Origin of the sequence: Streptomyces sp. NPDC006339 (genome assembly GCF_040612775.1) — a bacterium.
Classification (GTDB): domain Bacteria; phylum Actinomycetota; class Actinomycetes; order Streptomycetales; family Streptomycetaceae; genus Streptomyces.
The window spans coordinates 1-17,023 of sequence record NZ_JBEXQW010000069.1 but is presented as its reverse complement, the minus strand read 5'-3'; the positions used below and the strand labels follow the sequence as shown (position 1 = coordinate 17,023).

Genomic DNA, 17,023 nt, shown 5'->3' with positions numbered 1-17,023 from the left:
CCCGGAACCGCTCCTGCGCGGTTCCGGGGCCCTCCTCGTCGTCCGTACGGCCGTACGGCTACGGCGCCGTACGCCTACTCCTCCTCGGCGACCTCGTCCGACGGGTCGTCCGTCTTCGCGACCGCCGCGTCGTCGGCCTCGAGGAGACGCTTGAGCTGCCGCCCCACGATCCGCTTGAACTTCCGCTGCTGGGGACGGGTCCGGTCCAGGACCGCCACCTCGAGCCGCTCCGCGGGGATCTCCCGCTCGCTGCCGTTGGTGTCCCGCGACAGGGCCTGGACCGCGAGCTTCAGCGCCTCCGCGAGCGACATGCCGTCGCGGTGGCGCTGGTCCAGGAAGGAGCTGATCTGCTCGGCGTTGCCGCCGACCGCGACCGAGCCGTGCTCGTCCACGATCGAGCCGTCGTGCGGCAGCCGGTAGATCTGGTCGCCCTCCGGCTCCGTGCCGACCTCGGCGACGACCAGCTCGACCTCGTAGGGCTTCTCCCCCGCGCTGGAGAAGATCGTGCCGAGGGTCTGGGCGTACACGTTGGCCAGACCGCGGGCCGTCACGTCGTCACGGTCGTAGGTGTAGCCACGCAGGTCGGCGTAGCGCACACCGCCGATCCGCAGGTTCTCGTACTCGTTGTACTTGCCGGCGGCGGCGAAGCCGATCCGGTCGTAGATCTCGCTGAACTTGTGCAGCGCGCGGGACGGGTTCTCGCCGACGAAGACGATGCCGTCGGCGTACTGGAGGACCACCAGGCTGCGGCCACGGGCGATGCCCTTGCGGGCGTACTCCGCCCGGTCGGCCATGGCCTGCTGGGGTGAGACATAGAACGGCGTAGACACCGGCTATCCGTCCCTTTCTTCCGGTCTGAAGGCTTCTACGGGCGACGAGCGGTCAGAGCAGCGCGGCGCGCGGGCCGTCGGGCTGCTCGAGCCGCCGCTCGGTGACGGACCTGGCCAGCTCGGAGGACTCGGCCTCGGAGAGCCGGCGGAAGCCCTCGTCCGTGATGACGGTGACGATCGGGAAGATCCTCCGGGCCATGTCGGGCCCGCCGGTCGCCGAGTCGTCGTCCGCCGCGTCGTACAGCGCCTGGACGACCAGGGTGGTGGCCTGCTGCTCGGTCAGGTCCTCCCGGTAGAGCTTCTTCAGCGACCCGCGCGCGAAGATCGAACCCGAGCCCGTGGCGGCGTAGCCGTGCTCCTCGGAGCGGCCGCCGGTGACGTCGTACGAGAAGATCCGGCCCTTCTCCTTGCCCTCGTCCCAGCCCGCGAAGAGGGGGACGACGGCCAGGCCCTGCATGGCCATGCCGAGGTTGCTGCGGATCATCGTGGACAGGCGGTTGGCCTTGCCCTCCAGGGAGAGCGTGGCGCCCTCCACCTTCTCGAAGTGCTCCAGCTCCAACTGGAACAGCTTGACCATCTCCACGGCCAGGCCGGCCGTACCGGCGATGCCCACCGCGGAGTACTCGTCGGCCGGGAACACCTTCTCGATGTCCCGCTGCGCGATCATGTTCCCCATGGTCGCCCGCCGGTCACCGGCGAGCACGACCCCGCCGGGGAACGTCGCGGCGACGATGGTCGTCCCGTGCGGTGCCTCGACGATCCCCTCGGGGAGCTTCCGGTTCGCCGGGAGCATCTCGGGCGAGTGGGCGGCAAGGAAGTCCATGAAGGAGGACGAGCCCGGCGTCAGGAAGGCCGCCGGCAGACGCCCGATACTACGAGGGTTGGCTTCCACGCGATTCCTTCCGGTGGGAACGACGGCCCGCCGTGGGACGCACGGGCCGATCTTGCGTACTGTGCACGGACCTTACCCGTGCCACCGCCTGTCATCCGTCCCCGGGCCCACGGCTTTTCCGGGGCTCCGGGGACGGAGGGCGACAGGCTCGCCGGAGCGGCTACTGGCCGCCCTTCTGCACGAAGGACCGCACGAAGTCCTCGGCGTTCTCCTCCAGGACGTCGTCGATCTCGTCCAGGACGGAGTCCACGTCGTCGCTCAGCTTCTCCTGGCGTTCCTTGAGGTCGGAGCTCGCCTCTGTGGTGGTCTCCTCGACCTCCTCGGTGGAACGCGTCGCCTTCTGCTGTCCGCCGCCGGTGTCCTTGGTCGCCATAACCTCACCCCGCTCGAATCGGCCCGCTCGGTTGGGTCTCTCAAGATCAGACCCTACAAGCCGGGACTGACATCGGCCCTGTGGTTTCCCTAACGTCCGGGCACTGATTCCATGATTCCCAGTGCCCGGCCATTTCAGCCGCCCTGGCCGCCGGAAAGGACGCGGACCAGTTCCTCCGCCGTCCGGCAGCGGTCGAGCAGCTCCTTCACATGGTTTCGCGTACCCCGCAGGGGTTCCAGTGTCGGCACCCGCTGGAGGGAGTCGCGGCCCGGCAGGTCGAAGATGACCGAGTCCCAGGAGGCGGCGGCCACGTCGTCCGCGTACTGCTCCAGGCAGCGGCCGCGGAAATAGGCCCTGGTGTCCTCCGGAGGGCTCGTCTCGGCCCGTTCCACCGCGCTCTCGTCCAGGAGGCGCTTCATGCGCCCGCGGGCCGCCAGACGGTTGTACAGGCCCTTGTCGGGGCGCACGTCCGCGTACTGGAGGTCGACGAGGTGCAGCCGGGCGGCGTCCCAGTCCAGCCGGTCGCGGCGGCGGTAGCCCTCCATGAGCTCCCGCTTGGCGATCCAGTCGAGCTCGCCGGCCAGGCTCATCGGATCGTTCTCCAGCCGGTTCAGGGTGTCCTCCCAGCGGGTGAGGACGTCCTTGGTCTGCTCGTCGGCGTCGGTGCCGTAGCGCTCGTCCACGTACTTCCGGGCCAGCTCGAAGTACTCCATCTGGAGCTGTACCGCGGTGAGTGTCCGGCCGCTGCGCAGCGTGATCAGGTACTGGAGGTCCGGGTCGTGGGAGACCTGGTGGAGGGTGCGGACGGGCTGGTCGACGGCGAGGTCGACGGTGATGAACGCGTCCTCGATCATCGAGAGGACCAGCGCCGTGGTGCCGAGCTTCAGGTAGGTGGAGATCTCGGAGAGGTTGGCGTCCCCGATGATCACGTGCAGGCGCCGGTACTTCTCGGCGTCGGCGTGCGGCTCGTCGCGGGTGTTGATGATCGGCCGCTTGAGCGTGGTCTCCAGGCCGACCTCCACCTCGAAGTAGTCGGCGCGCTGGCTGATCTGGAAGCCGTGCTCGCGGCCGTCCTGGCCGATGCCGACACGGCCGGCGCCGGTGACGACCTGGCGGGAGACGAAGAAGGGCGTGAGGTGGCGCACGATGTCCGAGAAGGGGGTCTCCCGCTTCATCAGGTAGTTCTCGTGCGTGCCGTAGGACGCGCCCTTGTTGTCGGTGTTGTTCTTGTAGAGGTGGATGGGCTGGGCGCCGGGGAGCTGGGCGGCCCGCTCGGCGGCCTCGGCCATGATCCGCTCGCCGGCCTTGTCCCACAGGACGGCGTCGCGGGGGTTGGTGACCTCGGGCGCGCTGTACTCGGGGTGGGCGTGGTCCACGTAGAGTCGCGCGCCGTTGGTCAGGATGACGTTGGCGAGGCCGATGTCCTCGTCGGTGAGCTGGCTGGAGTCGGCGGCCTCGCGGGCGAGGTCGAAGCCGCGGGCGTCCCGCAGCGGGTTCTCCTCCTCGAAGTCCCAGCGGGCGCGGCGCGCCCGGTGCATCGCCGCCGCGTAGGCGTTGACGATCTGGGACGAGGTGAGCATGGCATTGGCGTTGGGGTGCCCCGGGACGGAGATCCCGTACTCCGTCTCGATGCCCATTACTCGCCGTACGGTCATGCGGCCCTCCTTGCCCGGCGCCGCTCCCCGCACTGCGCGTGGTGCGGCGGTACCCACGAGCCTAGAGCGGTCGCGGGGCGTACGGGGAGATCAGAAGCGGATCGTGAGTGGAAAGCGACGGCTGCGGATGCCCGATCCGACGGACATCCGCAGCCGGCCGCGTCCCTACAGGTACTGACCGGTGTTGGCCACCGTGTCGATGGAGCGACCCGTGTCCGCGCCCTGCTTTCCGGTGACGAGGGTGCGGATGAAGACGATCCGCTCGCCCTTCTTTCCGGAGATACGGGCCCAGTCGTCGGGGTTGGTGGTGTTGGGCAGGTCCTCGTTCTCCTTGAACTCGTCCACGCACGCCTGGAGGAGGTGGGAGACGCGGATGCCCTTCTGGTCGTGGTCCAGGAATGCCTTGATGGCCATTTTCTTCGCCCGGTCCACGATGTTCTGGATCATGGCGCCGGAGTTGAAGTCCTTGAAGTAGAGGACTTCCTTGTCTCCGTTGGCGTACGTCACCTCGAGGAAGCGGTTCTCCTCGGATTCGGCGTACATCTGCTCGACCACGGACTGGATCATTCCGTGGGCGGCGGCTTCCTTCGATCCGCTGTGCTCGGCGAGGTCGTCGGCGTGCAGCGGGAGCGAGGGGGTCAGGTACTTGGCGAAGATGTCCTTGGCCGCCTCCGCGTCCGGACGCTCGATCTTGATCTTGACGTCGAGCCGGCCGGGCCGCAGGATCGCGGGGTCGATCATGTCCTCGCGGTTGGAGGCGCCGATGACGATGACGTTCTCCAGGCCCTCCACGCCGTCGATCTCGGCGAGGAGCTGGGGGACGATGGTGTTCTCCACGTCCGAGCTGACGCCGGATCCGCGGGTGCGGAAGAGGGATTCCATCTCGTCGAAGAAGACGATGACGGGGGTTCCCTCGCTCGCCTTCTCCCGGGCACGCTGGAAGACCAGGCGGATGTGCCGCTCGGTCTCGCCGACGTACTTGTTGAGGAGCTCGGGGCCCTTGATGTTGAGGAAGTAGGACTTCCCCGCGGGCTGGCCGGTCACCTCGGCGACCTTCTTGGCAAGGGAGTTGGCGACGGCCTTGGCGATGAGCGTCTTGCCGCAGCCGGGCGGGCCGTAGAGCAGGATGCCCTTCGGCGGCCGCAGTTCGTGCTCCTTGAAGAGGTCCGGGTAGAGGTAGGGGAGCTCGACCGCGTCGCGGATCAGCTCGATCTGGTTGCCCAGACCGCCGATCTTGTCGTAGTCGACGTCCGGGACCTCTTCGAGGACGAGCTCTTCGACCTCGCTCTTGGGGACCACTTCGTAGACGTAGCCGGACCGGGGTTCGAGGAGCAGGGCGTCGCCGGGGCGGATGGTGATGTCCAGCAGGGGCTCGGCGAGCCGCACCACCCGTTCCTCGTCGGTGTGCCCGATCACCAGGGCGCGCTCGCCGTCCTCGAGGATCTCCTTGAGGGTGACGATGTCCCCGGCGCGCTCGAACTCCATGGCCTCGACCACGTTGAGCGCTTCGTTGAGCATGACTTCCTGCCCCCGCTTGAGCTCGTCGAGCTCGACGCTGGGGCTCACGTTCACCCGGAGCTTGCGGCCCCCGGTGAAGATGTCGCACGTGCCGTCCTCATTGGCCTGCAGGAAGACACCGAAGCCGGCCGGCGGCTGGGCGAGCCGGTCGACCTCCTCCTTGAGGGCCACGATCTGGTCGCGGGCCTCACGGAGCGTATTGGCGAGCCGCTCGTTCTGTGCGGACACACCGGCCAGGTTCGTCTGCAGCTCGACGATCCGCTCTTCGAGAATCCTCGTGTGACGCGGAGAGTCGGCGAGCTTGCGGCGCAGGACGGCGATTTCCTGCTCGAGATAGGCAACCTGGCCGGCGGGGTCCTCAGACCCCCGCCCCGGCCGGATGCCGCGGTTGATGTCGTCGTCGTGGGCTGCCACGGTCCTCACCTCCTCCAAGGGGAGCTGGACGCTTCCTGACCCTACCTGGGTGGGTGGTGATTGAAACCCCTAGATCAAAAAGACTCCGGGGTGTGTCCGATCTTCACCCTTGCGCTTCCCCTCACGCCAGGGAAATACCCACCGGCGGTCATTGCAAAAGCGCCCGGTTGTATCGTCATAGGTGGTCAACACCCGTCAGGCTTCGCCTGACTTGTCCGCGCGACGCAGAAACGGCAGGAGATATGACCGTGCAGCACGAGGCCCCGGCGGTGGGCGCCGATGAGGCGCTGGAGGTCTGGATCGACCAGGACCTGTGCACCGGGGACGGCATCTGCGTGCAGTACGCGCCGGAGGTCTTCGAACTCGACATCGACGGGCTCGCTTATGTGAAGAGCGCGGACGACGAGCTGCTCCAGGAGGCGGGGGCGACGACGCCGGTGCCGCTGCCGTTGTTGCTCGACGTGGTCGATTCCGCGAAGGAGTGCCCGGGCGACTGCATCCATGTGCGCCGGGTCAGCGACGGCGTCGAGGTGTACGGGCCCGACGCGGAGTGACGCCTCGGTGACGGCGTCGCCGGGGCGGGCGGCTCAGACCGCGCGGGCCTCGGCCCCGGCGGCGCGGACGAAGCTTCCGCCCTGCCAGCGCCATGTGACCTGCTCTTTTCGGTCGGGGCAGCAGCTCGGGACGTCCGGGGAGGAGTAGCCGAGCAGGGTGGCGCGGACGGCGCCGTCGCGTACGGCGAACCCGCTGACGGTCGTCAGCTCGGAGGGGTCCACCAGGGTGGCGACGACCCGGGCGGCCCCGCCGCCGGCGCTCTTGCCGGTGCCCTTGCCGTGCGTGAGCACGTAGATGCCGCTGGGCGGCGTTCCGGATCCGGCTTCGCAGTGTACGACTGCGACGGTCTCGGGGTTTCCGTCGCCGTCGAGGTCGCCGGTGGCGCGCTGGGCGATCTTGCTGGGGGCTCCCCCGCACTCCAGGGGGAAGCGGGCGGTCGCGGCGTCGGGCGCGGCCGCCGGGGCGGGGGCGGCGGTGGCGCCGGCGGGCCCCGGCTGCAGCAGGCCCGCGAGGGCGACGACTCCGGCCATCGCGGTCGCGGTGGCCAGCCAGTGCACCGGCCGGGCGTGGGTGTGCGCCAGGTCCGTGACGGCGGAGGTCTGCACGCGAGAAGTCTCCTGTGGGGTGGTGCGGAAGGAGTTGCGGGCATCGTGCCACACGTCACAGAGCGGCGGAACAGGTGGGGGTGGGGTTCCCCCGGCGTCGTGAACATGAGGGTGCCGCCGTCGACTTCCGGCCCGGAGGCGGGAACTCGACGGCGGCACGCGTACGTTGTCGGGGCGTCAGCCCCGGAAGGCGGCTCAGCCCTTGTTGGGTCCCTCGTAGTCCTCGCCGTAGGCGCCCTTGGCGGGCCGGCGGCGGCGCATGGGGGGCTCCACGCCGTCGGCGAGGCGACGGGCGGTGACGAGGAAGCCGGTGTGGCCGATCATCCGGTGGTCCGGGCGGACGGCCAGGCCCTCGACGTGCCAGTTGCGGATCATGGACTCCCACGGCTGCGGCTCCGCGTAGCAGCCGAACTCGCGGATGGACTCCACGGTCCGCGCCAACTGCGTGGTGGTGGCCACGTAGCAGCAGAGGATGCCGCCGGGGACGAGCGCCTTGGAGACGGCCTCCAGGCACTCCCAGGGGGCGAGCATGTCGAGGATGACACGGTCGACGTCGGTGTCGGACAGGTTGTCCTGGAGGTCGCCGACGGTGAGCTGCCACGCGGGGTGCGGGCCGCCGAAGTAGCGCTCGACGTTGCCCTTGGCGATCTCGGCGAAGTCCTCGCGGCGCTCGTAGGAGTGCAGCATGCCGTTGTCGCCGATGGCGCGCAGCAGGAAGGCGCTGAGCGAGCCGGAGCCGACGCCGGCCTCCACGACGCGGGCGCCGGGGAAGATGTCGGCGAAGGCCAGGATCTGCCCCGCGTCCTTGGGGTAGACCACGGCGGCACCGCGGGGCATGGACAGGACGTAGTCGGGGAGCAGGGGGCGCAGCGCGAGGTAGGCGACGTTTCCCGTGGTACGGACAACACTGCCCTCGGGAGCACCGATCAGCTCGTCGTGGGGGAAGGAACCCTTGTGGGTGTGGAAATTCTTCCCGGCCTCGAGCGTGAACGTGTAGTGGCGTCCCTTGGGGTCGGTGAGCTGGACCTGGTCCCCGACCTTGAAGGGCCCGCGACGGCGGGCGGCACCGGTCGGTTCGGACATGTGAACAGGGTACCGGTGTTACGAGGAGGGTCGTGCCATGGCCTTCACGAAGGCCCTCTCGACGTCGGTGGTGGACAGGACGCCGTAGATCTCGCCGGTGTCCTCGACGACCAGGTACTCGGTGGCGGGGCTGGCCCGCAGGTGGTCCAGGAGGGGCTGGCCGGTGAGGTCGGCCGGGACCCGCATGCCCTCGACGAGGTCCTGGGTGAGGGCGCTGACGGCGACCCAGGGGCGGCGGTGCTGGGGGACGCCGGCGATGGCGGTCTCGCGGACGATGCCGGTGGGGACGCCGTGGCCGTCGACGACGACGAGGGCGCGGGCGCCGGCCTCGTTGGCGCGGCGGAGGGCCTCGGAGAGGGGGGTGGCGGACTCGACCGGGATGGCGCGGCGGGTGAGGGCGCGGGCGCGGAGTTCCGGGAGGTGCTCGCGCAGCCGGGCCATGCGCAGGCTGTTGCCGGCGCCGGTCCAGATGATCGCGGCGAGGATGGCCGCGAGCAGGGCGTCGGTGACGGTGGTGAAGCCGTCGATGTCGTCGGTGGAGTTGCCGAGGAGCCCGGTGCGGGTGAGCAGCGGGAGTCCGATGAGGACGGCGACGGCGAGCGCGCGGCCGACCCAGGCGGCGGCGACGGTGCCGGTCATGGGGCTGCCGGTGAGCTTCCAGACGACGGCGCGGAGCATGCGGCCGCCGTCGAGGGGCAGGCCGGGCAGCAGGTTGAAGATCGCCACGATGAGGTTGGAGATCATCAGGCCGCCGAGGAGGACGCCGGGGACGGTGCCGGGCTCGACGGCGTACAGGGTGACGTAGAAGACACCGGCGAGGACGAGGGAGAGCAGCGGGCCGACGAAGGCGAGGACGAATTCGCGCCCGGGGGTCTCGGTCTCCTTGTCGATCTCGGAGACGCCGCCGAAGAACTGGAGCTGGATGCGGCGCACCGGGAGCTTGAAGCGGAGCGCGGCGAGGGTGTGGGCCAGTTCGTGGACGAGCACGGAGGCGTAGAAGGCGATGGCGAAGAAGAGGGAGACGAGGTAGCGGGCGGCGCCGAGCTCGGGCAGGACGCGTTCGATCTGGTCGCCGAAGACCCAGGTGATCAGGGCGGCGACGAGGAACCAGCTCGGGGCGACGTAGACGGGCACGCCGAAGGGCCGGCCCATGAGGATGCCACCGCCCGGTTCCTCGGTCCGCTGCGGCTTGGACTCGTCCTGGTTCACGGGTTCCTTTCGTCGCCGAGCTGCTCGGTCCGCGCACTCGGTCACGGTTCGATCATGCAGTGCGACGGGGTCCTGCGTCGATGGTATTCCGCTCGCTGTCGGTGGCGGGTCGTAGGGTCTGTGTCATGAGTACGAGCGAGCAGCCGCCGGCGGAGTCCGGGTCGCCCCGGTCGGAGGCGCCGGCCGCCGATGTGTCCGGGCCGCGGACGCCCACGTCGTTGTCGCCGTCGCGGGCGAGCGACTTCATGCAGTGCCCTCTGCTGTACCGGTTCCGGGTGATCGACCGGCTGCCGGAGAAGCCGAGCGCGGCGGCGACGCGGGGGACGCTGGTGCACGCGGTCCTGGAGCGGCTCTTCGACGCGCCGGCGGTGGAGCGGACGGCGCCGCGGGCGAAGGCGCTGATCCCGGGCCAGTGGGACCGGCTGCTCGCCTCGCGTCCGGAGCTGGGCGAGCTGTTCCCGGAGGAGGCGGAGGAGGAGCGGGGCGAGCGGCTCGCGCAGTGGCTCGCGGAGGCGGAGGCGCTGGTCGAGCGGTGGTTCACGCTGGAGGACCCGACGCGTCTGGAGCCGGCCGAGCGGGAGCTGTTCGTGGAGACGGAGCTGCCCTCGGGGCTGCGGCTGCGCGGGGTGATCGACCGGGTCGACGTGGCGCCGACGGGTGAGGTGCGGATCGTCGACTACAAGACCGGCAAGGCGCCGCGGCCCGAGTACAGCGAGGGCGCGCTGTTCCAGATGAAGTTCTACGCCCTGGTGGTGTGGCGGCTGAAGAACGTGGTGCCGCGCCGGCTGCAGCTCGTGTATCTGGGCAGCGGTGACGTGCTGACGTACGACCCGGTGGAGGCGGATCTGCTGCGGGTGGAGCGCAAGCTGCACGCGCTGTGGGAGGCGATCCGGCAGGCGACGGAGACGGGTGACTGGCGGCCGCGGCCGACGAAGCTGTGCGGCTGGTGCGACCACCGGGCGGTGTGCCCGGAGTTCGGGGGCACTCCCCCGGTGTATCCGCTGCCGGTGGTGCCCGTGCGCCCGGTGGAGCCGGGCGGCGAGGGCGTGGCCGTGGGGTCGGCTCCGGCCTGAGGGGGCCGGCGCGGTCGTGGCCGTGCGGCGCGGGCCCGGGAAGAGCCGGGCTGAGCCGGGGCCGGCGCGGGGGCAGGGCAGAATGGATCAGGCCCCAGCCCGCCTCTCGAAGGAGTCATCCGTGGCGATCCGCGTCCTTCTGGTCGACGACCAGCCCCTGCTGCGCACCGGTTTCCGGATGATCCTGGAGGCGGAGCAGGACATCGCGGTGGTGGGTGAGGCCGGGGACGGTCTCCAGGCGCTCGATCAGGTGCGGGCGCTGCAGCCCGACGTGGTCCTGATGGACATCCGGATGCCGCGGATGGACGGGGTGGAGGCCACCCGGCAGATCACCGGTCCCGGTCGGGACGGGCCAGCGAAGGTGCTGGTGCTGACCACGTTCGATCTGGACGAGTACGTGGTGGAGGCGCTGCGGGCGGGGGCGAGCGGCTTCCTGCTGAAGGACGCTCCGGCGCATGAGCTGGTGCAGGCGATCCGGGTGGTGGCGGCGGGCGAGGCGATGCTGGCGCCGTCGATCACGCGCCGGCTCCTCGACAAGTACTCGGCGCACCTGCCCTCTGGCGAGGAGCAGGTGCCGGACACCCTGAACACGCTGACGGACCGCGAGGTCGAGGTGCTGAAGCTGGTGGCGCGGGGGCTGTCGAACGCGGAGATCGCGGCGGATCTGTTCGTGAGCGAGACCACGGTGAAGACCCATGTCGGTCATGTGCTGACGAAGCTGAGGCTGCGCGACCGCGTGCAGGCGGCGGTGTACGCGTACGAGAGCGGTCTGGTGCGCCCCGGCGCGCAGTGAGCCCGCGGGCAGGACCGGCGGGAAGCGGAAGGGCCCGGCACGCCGTGCGTGTGCCGGGCCCTTGCCGTACCCCGGAAGGGTCAGGAGGGTGGTCAGCCCTTCTTGATCTCCCAGAAGCGGAAGACGGTGGAGGCGTCGAGGGTCCACTCCAGGCCGGTGATCCGCTCGCTGGCGACGGCGTACTGCTTGCCCTGCCACAGCGGCAGCAGCGGGAGCTCCTCGGCGACGAGGTCCTGGACCTTGTTGTACGTGGAGCCGGTGGCGGACCGGTCGGGGGACGCGGCGACGGCGGGCAGCAGCTCGCCGGTGATCAGGGCGTTCTCGTAGCGGTTGCCGAGGACGTTGTCGTCGCCGAAGAACGGGGTGGTGAAGTTGTCGGCGTCCGGGTAGTCGGGGACCCAGCCCTTGACGTAGACGCCGTACTTGCCGGCGGCGATGTCCTTCTCGTACTGCTCGTACTCGACGGACTTGACGTCGGCGTCGAACAGGCCGCTGGCGTTGAGCTGCTGGGCGATGGCCTTCACCTCCTGGTCGGTGGAGGGGCCGTAACGGCTGGGCGTGGACCAGAGGGTGAGCTTCACCTTGCCGGTGATGCCGGCGGAGCGGAGCGCCTTCTCGGCCTTCTTCTTGTCGGGGCTGCCGTAGGTGTCGAAGAAGGCGGTGTTGTGGCCCGCGATGCCGGCCGGGACGATCGAGTAGAGCGGCGTGGCGGTCGACTTGTGGACGTTCTGGACGAGCGCCTCGCGGTCGACGAGGTGGGCGATGGCCTTGCGGACGCCGAGCTTGCCGACGACGGGGTCCTTGACGTTGAAGACGAGGTGCTGGACCTCGGCGCTGCTGCCCTGGACGACCTCGACGCCCTTGTCGCTGCCCGCGGAGGCTTCGAGCGCGGCGATGTCGTCGGCGGAGAGTCCTCGGTAGGCGACGTCGATCTCGTCGGCGGAGAGGGCCTTGGCGAGGGCCTCGCGGTCGCCGCGGAAGAGCTTGAGGGTGACGCGCTCGTTCTTCCGCTTGGCGGAGCCCTTGTAGTCGCCGTTGGCGGAGAAGACGGCCTCGGTGTCGCTGATGGACTCGAGCTTGTACGGGCCGGAGCCGATGGCCTTGCCGTCGGTGCGCAGCGCGTCGGCGGCGTATTCGCGGTGGTCGACGATGGAGCCGGCACCGGAGGCGATCTTGCTGGGGAAGGTGGCGTCGGGGACCTTGAGCTTGAAGACGACGGTCCGCTCGTCGGGGGTCTCGATGGTGTGGATGCTCGACAGCAGCGGGGCCGGGCCGGAGGGGTCGGCGATCTTCAGGGCCCGCTCGAAGGAGAACTTGACGTCCTTCGAGGTGAGCGGGTTGCCGTTGGAGAACTTCAGACCCTCGCGGAGGGTGCAGGTGTAGACCCGGCTGCCGCCCGAGAAGCCGCACTCGTCGGCGGCCTCGGGCTCGGGCTGCGAGCCGCCCTTCGGGAAGGCGAGGAGGGACTGGAAGACGTTGTTGAACAGCAGCCAGGAGCCGGGGTCGTAACCGGCGGCGGGGTCGGTCGCCATGATCTCGTCCGACATGCCGACGCGGATGGTGGCCCCGGCGTCGCCGGAGTCGCCGCCCTGCTCGGTGCCGCAGCCGCTGAGCATGGCGGCCGCAAGGCCCGCGGCGAGCGGGGCCGTCAGCCACTTGTTGTGTGCCTTCACAGAACTTGCCTCGTGATCTCGTGCCAGGCCGGCCGCGCAACGGCTGCGCGGCCGGTACGAACGAAGGGGTCAGGCGGTGCCGCGACCGAGCTCCCACAGGAGCAGGTCGGAGGAGGTGTTCAGCGCCCACTCGACGCCGGTGAGTTCGTCGCGGGCGGCGACGTACTGCTTGCCCTGCCACAGCGGCAGGACGGGCACGTCCTTGGCGACGATCTTCTGGATCCGCTCGAAGACGGGGGCCGCGGCGGTGCGGTCGGCCTGACGGCGCGACTGCGGGATCAACTCGTCACGGACGGACTGGTTGACGTAGGGGGTGTTGAGGAAGTTGTCGGTGTCGAGGAAGGGGGCGACGTAGTTGTCCGGGTCCGGGTAGTCGGGGAACCAGCCGAGGCCGTAGACGGCGTAGTCGCCGCGCTTCTGCGCGGGGCGGAACTTGGACCACTCGGTGCCCTGGATCTGCACGTCGAAGAGCTTGGTGGCGTTGAGCTGGCCGCGCAGGGCCTGGAACTCCTCGGCCGTCTCGGCGCCGTAGTGGTCGGTGGTGTAGTGCAGGGTGACCTTGACGGGGGTCTTCACGCCGGCGTCGCGCAGGATCTTGGCGGCCTTGGACCTGTCGGGCTCGCCGTAGGTGTCGATGAACGAGGTGGCGTGGCCGGGGATGCTGGAGGGGATCAGCGAGTAGAGCGGCTGGGCGGTGGGGCCGTAGACCCGGTCGACGAGCGCGGCGCGGTCGACGACGGCGGCCATGGCCTGCCGGACGGCCTTGTCCTCGACGGCGGGGGCCTTGGTGTTGAAGCCGAGGTAGCGGATCTCCAGGCCGGGGACCTCGGTGAGCTCGATGCCCTCCTGGGGCTTGTCGGTGAGCTCGCGGATCTGGGTCTGCGCCATGGCCCGCGCCGCCATGTCGATGGCGTCGCCGCGCAGTGCCTTGTCCATGCCGTCGGAGTCGTCGAAGGTGCGCAGCTCGACCTTGTCGTTGCGCAGGGTGATGTCGCCCTTGTACTTCGGGTTCTTGGTGAAGACGAACTTCGTCACCTTGTCGCCGGCGGTCTCGGCCTTCATCGTGTACGGCCCTGAGCCGTCCACCTGGAAGCCCTCGCGCAGCGCCTTGCCGTCGTACTTGTCCTTGCTGAGGATGCCGGCGACCGGGGTGGAGAGCTTGTACGGGAAGGTGGCGTCGGGGGTCTTGAGGTGGAAGACGACCTCGAGCTCGCCCTTGGTCTCGACGGTGTCGATGTTGGACAGGAGCGCGGCGGTGCCGTTGTCGGACTTGATGGCGAGGACGCGCTCGACGGAGAACTTGACGTCCTCGGCGGTGATCGGGGTGCCGTCGGCGAAGGTGAGGCCCTCGCGGAGCCGGCAGCGGTAGCTCTCGCTCTCCTTGTCGGAGAAGGAGCAGCTCTCGGCGGCCTCGGGGACGGGCCGGCCGCCGCCGCGCGGGACGTGCATGAGGGTCTGGAGGGTCTGCCGCAGGATGTTCCAGGCGCCGGTGTCGTAGGCGAAGGCCGGGTCGAGCGGGGCGGGGGCGTCCTCGGTGGCGACGAACTGGTCCGTGGTCCCGACGACGATCGCTCTGCCCTCGTCCCCGCCACCGCAGCCGGCGAGCAGGGGGGTGAGCAGTGCGGCCGCGGTCGGCAGCACCAGGGTCTTGCGGTTCATCTGGGACGATCTCCTCATCCGGCGCGGGGTGACGGCCGGCAGTGGTACAGCGGCTTCGGTCACTCCGCCGGCCGCCCGGTCGGGGCGGGCGATCGGGCCGGGAAAGGGTGCGATCGGTCCTGTGGACACGGCGACTTGGGTGGGCGCCGGGCCACGCGGAAGGTGGGGCGGAGTACTCCGATGAGATTAGTGGGCTACACCAGTGCCGCCGTACGGCAAAGGCCGCCACGCCGGGCCCGTGACGATCATGAATACGGTGCGTTCGATAGTCATGCGCGGGAATGATTCGTACGCCCGGGAGCGAACCGGGACACATCGCCGGGCCGTAAACGTCATGTTCCGGACACCCCACGCAGACAGGCCACCCGCCGGTCGGCACTCTGCGTGAGCAAGCTCACTCAGGGTTCTTCTCGGCGGATGGCCTGAACGTTTCCGGTCGCGAATCCGCGGCGGCTCAGTCGTGGCGCGGGCTGGAGATGAGGGTGCGCAGGAAGGGCACGTCGACCTCTTCGAGCGAGCGCACGACGACCCGGCCGGCCGAGGGGGCGATGGGGGCGACGGAGGGGACGGCGACCACCCGGCAGCCGGCCGCCTCGGCGGCGGCGACGCCGGTGGCGGTGTCCTCGACGACGGCGCAGAGCGCCGGATCGGCGCCCACCCCGCGGGCGGCGGTCAGATACGGCTCGGGGTGCGGCTTGGTACGAGTGACCTCGTCGCCCGCGACGGTCAGGGCGAAGCGGTCGCGGCCCAGGGAGGCGAGGACCCGGTCGATGATCCTGCGGTGCGAGGCGGACACCAGGGCGGTCGGGATGTCGTGCCGGGCCAGCTCGGCGAGCAGCCGCTCGGCGCCCGGCATCAGCGGCACGCCCCGGGCGATGCGCTGCTCGAACTTCTCGTTGAGCAGCACGGTCAGCTCGGCGAGCGTGATGTCCGCGCCAGTCGCCTCGATGAGGTAGCCGGCGCTGCGCGTCATGGGACCGCCGACGACGACGTCCCGCCACGCCTCGTCCAGCCGGTGTCCGAGGTCCGCGAAGACCTCGACCTCCGCGTCCCACCAGAAGCCCTCGGTGTCGACCAGGGTGCCGTCCATGTCGAGGAAGACCGCCTGCAGGGCGGAGCTTCCGTGGGCACGGAACAGGGACGCGGGGACCGTACTGGTCATCCGGCACACCTCCATCGAGGGACGAGAAGGCCGGTCTCCCTCCCCGGTACGGGGTGGGGCGACCGGCCTGCACTGGACCGACCAGTGTACGTCCCGATCACGCGAAGTACAGGTATTTGACCCGGTGGCGATCACCGAGCGTTGAAGTACTTCGCCTCCGGGTGATGGATGACGATCGCGTCGGTGGACTGCTCGGGGTGCAACTGGAACTCCTCCGAGAGGTGGACGCCGATCCGCTCCGGCTGGAGGAGCTCGGCGATCTTCGCCCGGTCCTCCAGGTCGGGGCAGGCGCCGTAGCCGAGGGAGAAGCGCGCGCCGCGGTACTTCAGCGCGAACATGTCCTCGACGTTCTCGGGGTCCTCGCCGCCGAAGCCGAGCTCGGCGCGGACCCGGGCGTGCCAGTACTCGGCGAGCGCCTCGGCCAACTGCACGGACAGGCCGTGGAGCTCCAGGTAGTCGCGGTAGGAGTCGGACTCGAAGAGCTTGGCGGTGGCCTCGCCGATCCGGGAGCCGACGGTGACGACCTGGAGGCCGACGACATCGGTCTCGCCGGACTCCTCCGGGCGGAAGAAGTCCGCGAGGCACAGGCGCCGGCCGCGCCGCTGGCGCGGGAAGGTGAAGCGGGTGCGCTCGTTGCCGGCGTCGTCGAGGATGATCAGGTCGTCGCCCTTGGAGACACAGGGGAAGTAGCCGTGGACGACGGCCGCCTCCAGGAGGTTCTCCGTGTGCAGGCGCTCCAGCCAGCCGCGCAGCCGCGGCCGGCCCTCGGACTCCACGAGCTCCTCGTACGACGGTCCGTCACCGGCCCGGTTCTGCTTGAGGCCCCACTGGCCCTTGAAGAGGGCGCCCTCGTCGAGCCAGGAGGCGTACTCCTTGAGCTGGATGCCCTTGACGACCCGGGTGCCCCAGAAGGGCGGGGTCGGGATGGGGTTGTCGGTGGCGACGTCCGAGCGGCCGCCGGGCTCCGGCTCGTCGATCTGGAGGGTGGCGGCACCCTTGGCGACCCGGCGCTGCTTGAGCTCGGGCAGGGTGGCGCCGGGGACGCCGCGCTTGACCGCGATGAGGGCGTCCATCAGGCGCAGGCCCTCGAAGGCGTCGCGGGCATAGCGGACCTCGCCCTGGTAGATCTCGTGGAGGTCCTGCTCGACGTAGGCGCGGGTGAGGGCGGCGCCGCCGAGGATCACGGGGTACTTGGCGGCCAGCTCGCGCTGGTTCAGCTCCTCCAGGTTCTCCTTCATGATCACGGTGGACTTCACGAGGAGACCGGACATGCCGATCACGTCGGCGCGGTGTTCCTCGGCGGCCTCCAGGATCGCGGAGACGGGCTGCTTGATCCCCAGGTTGACGACGTTGTAGCCGTTGTTGGACAGGATGATGTCGACGAGGTTCTTGCCGATGTCGTGGACGTCACCGCGGACGGTCGCCAGGACGATCGTGCCCTTGCCGTCGGCGTCCGTCTTCTCCATGTGGGGTTCGAGATAGGCCACCGCCGTCTTCATGACCTCCGCCGACTGGAGCACGAACGGCAA

At 69.9% G+C, this 17,023-nt stretch carries 15 protein-coding genes; 3 read left to right on the top strand and 12 right to left on the bottom strand.

From position 1 onward, the window contains the following. Nucleotides 1-74 precede the first annotated feature (74 nt). The 5 genes from prcA to arc all read right to left on the bottom strand — a co-directional run bounded on the left by prcA (nucleotide 75) and on the right by arc (nucleotide 5,682). Nucleotides 75-830 carry a proteasome subunit alpha gene (gene prcA, locus ABZ135_RS35405; RefSeq protein ID WP_356701905.1) on the bottom strand — a complete coding sequence of 252 codons (756 nt, stop codon included), beginning with the start codon at nucleotides 828-830 and terminating at the stop codon, nucleotides 75-77. A 52-nt stretch (nucleotides 831-882) separates the two neighbouring features. Continuing rightward, entirely contained in the window at nucleotides 883-1,722 is an 840-nt protein-coding gene (gene prcB, locus ABZ135_RS35400; protein ID WP_356701903.1) for a proteasome subunit beta, read from the bottom strand. A gap of 160 nt (nucleotides 1,723-1,882) precedes the next feature. After that, the gene (locus ABZ135_RS35395) at nucleotides 1,883-2,095 is read right to left on the bottom strand and encodes a ubiquitin-like protein Pup (protein WP_030494396.1); all 213 of its coding nucleotides are present in this window, start codon (nucleotides 2,093-2,095) and stop codon (nucleotides 1,883-1,885) included. Between the two features lie 134 nt (nucleotides 2,096-2,229). Next, nucleotides 2,230-3,750, bottom strand: a complete 1,521-nt coding sequence (gene dop / locus ABZ135_RS35390) for a depupylase/deamidase Dop (RefSeq protein WP_356701901.1) — start codon at nucleotides 3,748-3,750, stop codon at nucleotides 2,230-2,232. A 165-nt stretch (nucleotides 3,751-3,915) separates the two neighbouring features. Next, complete coding sequence (gene arc, locus ABZ135_RS35385; RefSeq protein ID WP_356701899.1) at nucleotides 3,916-5,682, bottom strand: proteasome ATPase; 1,767 nt, start codon at nucleotides 5,680-5,682, stop codon at nucleotides 3,916-3,918. A gap of 242 nt (nucleotides 5,683-5,924) precedes the next feature. On the opposite strand from arc, the gene ABZ135_RS35380 reads away from it, so the two are divergent. Beyond that, on the top strand, nucleotides 5,925-6,236 hold the full coding sequence (locus tag ABZ135_RS35380; protein WP_356701897.1) for a ferredoxin: 312 nt from the start codon (nucleotides 5,925-5,927) through the stop codon (nucleotides 6,234-6,236). Between the two features lie 33 nt (nucleotides 6,237-6,269). Here ABZ135_RS35380 and ABZ135_RS35375 read toward each other — a convergent pair whose 3' ends face one another. From ABZ135_RS35375 to ABZ135_RS35365, 3 genes are all read right to left on the bottom strand, one after another. Then, nucleotides 6,270-6,842: a hypothetical protein gene (locus ABZ135_RS35375; protein WP_356701895.1), complete on the bottom strand. Its 573-nt coding sequence runs from the start codon at nucleotides 6,840-6,842 to the stop codon at nucleotides 6,270-6,272. A 195-nt stretch (nucleotides 6,843-7,037) separates the two neighbouring features. Beyond that, nucleotides 7,038-7,925 (bottom strand): tRNA (adenine-N1)-methyltransferase, encoded by an 888-nt coding sequence (locus ABZ135_RS35370; RefSeq protein WP_352077509.1) that lies wholly within the window; start codon nucleotides 7,923-7,925, stop codon nucleotides 7,038-7,040. 18 nt (nucleotides 7,926-7,943) lie between these two features. Next, entirely contained in the window at nucleotides 7,944-9,134 is a 1,191-nt protein-coding gene (locus tag ABZ135_RS35365; protein WP_356701893.1) for a site-2 protease family protein, read from the bottom strand. An 80-nt stretch (nucleotides 9,135-9,214) separates the two neighbouring features. Between ABZ135_RS35365 and ABZ135_RS35360 the strand changes: the two genes are divergently transcribed. Together ABZ135_RS35360 and ABZ135_RS35355 are read left to right on the top strand one after the other, a co-directional pair. Next, on the top strand, nucleotides 9,215-10,207 hold the full coding sequence (locus tag ABZ135_RS35360; RefSeq protein WP_356701891.1) for a PD-(D/E)XK nuclease family protein: 993 nt from the start codon (nucleotides 9,215-9,217) through the stop codon (nucleotides 10,205-10,207). A 121-nt stretch (nucleotides 10,208-10,328) separates the two neighbouring features. Further along, nucleotides 10,329-11,000, top strand: a complete 672-nt coding sequence (locus tag ABZ135_RS35355) for a response regulator transcription factor (RefSeq protein ID WP_356701889.1) — start codon at nucleotides 10,329-10,331, stop codon at nucleotides 10,998-11,000. Nucleotides 11,001-11,092: 92 nt separating this feature from the next. Here ABZ135_RS35355 and ABZ135_RS35350 read toward each other — a convergent pair whose 3' ends face one another. From ABZ135_RS35350 to ABZ135_RS35335, 4 genes are all read right to left on the bottom strand, one after another. Then, nucleotides 11,093-12,673 carry an ABC transporter substrate-binding protein gene (locus ABZ135_RS35350; RefSeq protein ID WP_356701887.1) on the bottom strand — a complete coding sequence of 527 codons (1,581 nt, stop codon included), beginning with the start codon at nucleotides 12,671-12,673 and terminating at the stop codon, nucleotides 11,093-11,095. Nucleotides 12,674-12,742: 69 nt separating this feature from the next. Next, nucleotides 12,743-14,332, bottom strand: a complete 1,590-nt coding sequence (locus ABZ135_RS35345; protein WP_356701885.1) for an ABC transporter substrate-binding protein — start codon at nucleotides 14,330-14,332, stop codon at nucleotides 12,743-12,745. Between the two features lie 454 nt (nucleotides 14,333-14,786). Beyond that, nucleotides 14,787-15,494, bottom strand: coding sequence for an HAD family phosphatase (locus ABZ135_RS35340; RefSeq protein ID WP_356701883.1), 708 nt, complete (start codon nucleotides 15,492-15,494; stop codon nucleotides 14,787-14,789). A 131-nt stretch (nucleotides 15,495-15,625) separates the two neighbouring features. Next, nucleotides 15,626-17,023 (bottom strand): vitamin B12 dependent-methionine synthase activation domain-containing protein (locus tag ABZ135_RS35335; RefSeq protein WP_356701881.1); only part of this gene is annotated, 1,398 nt, incomplete at its 5' end.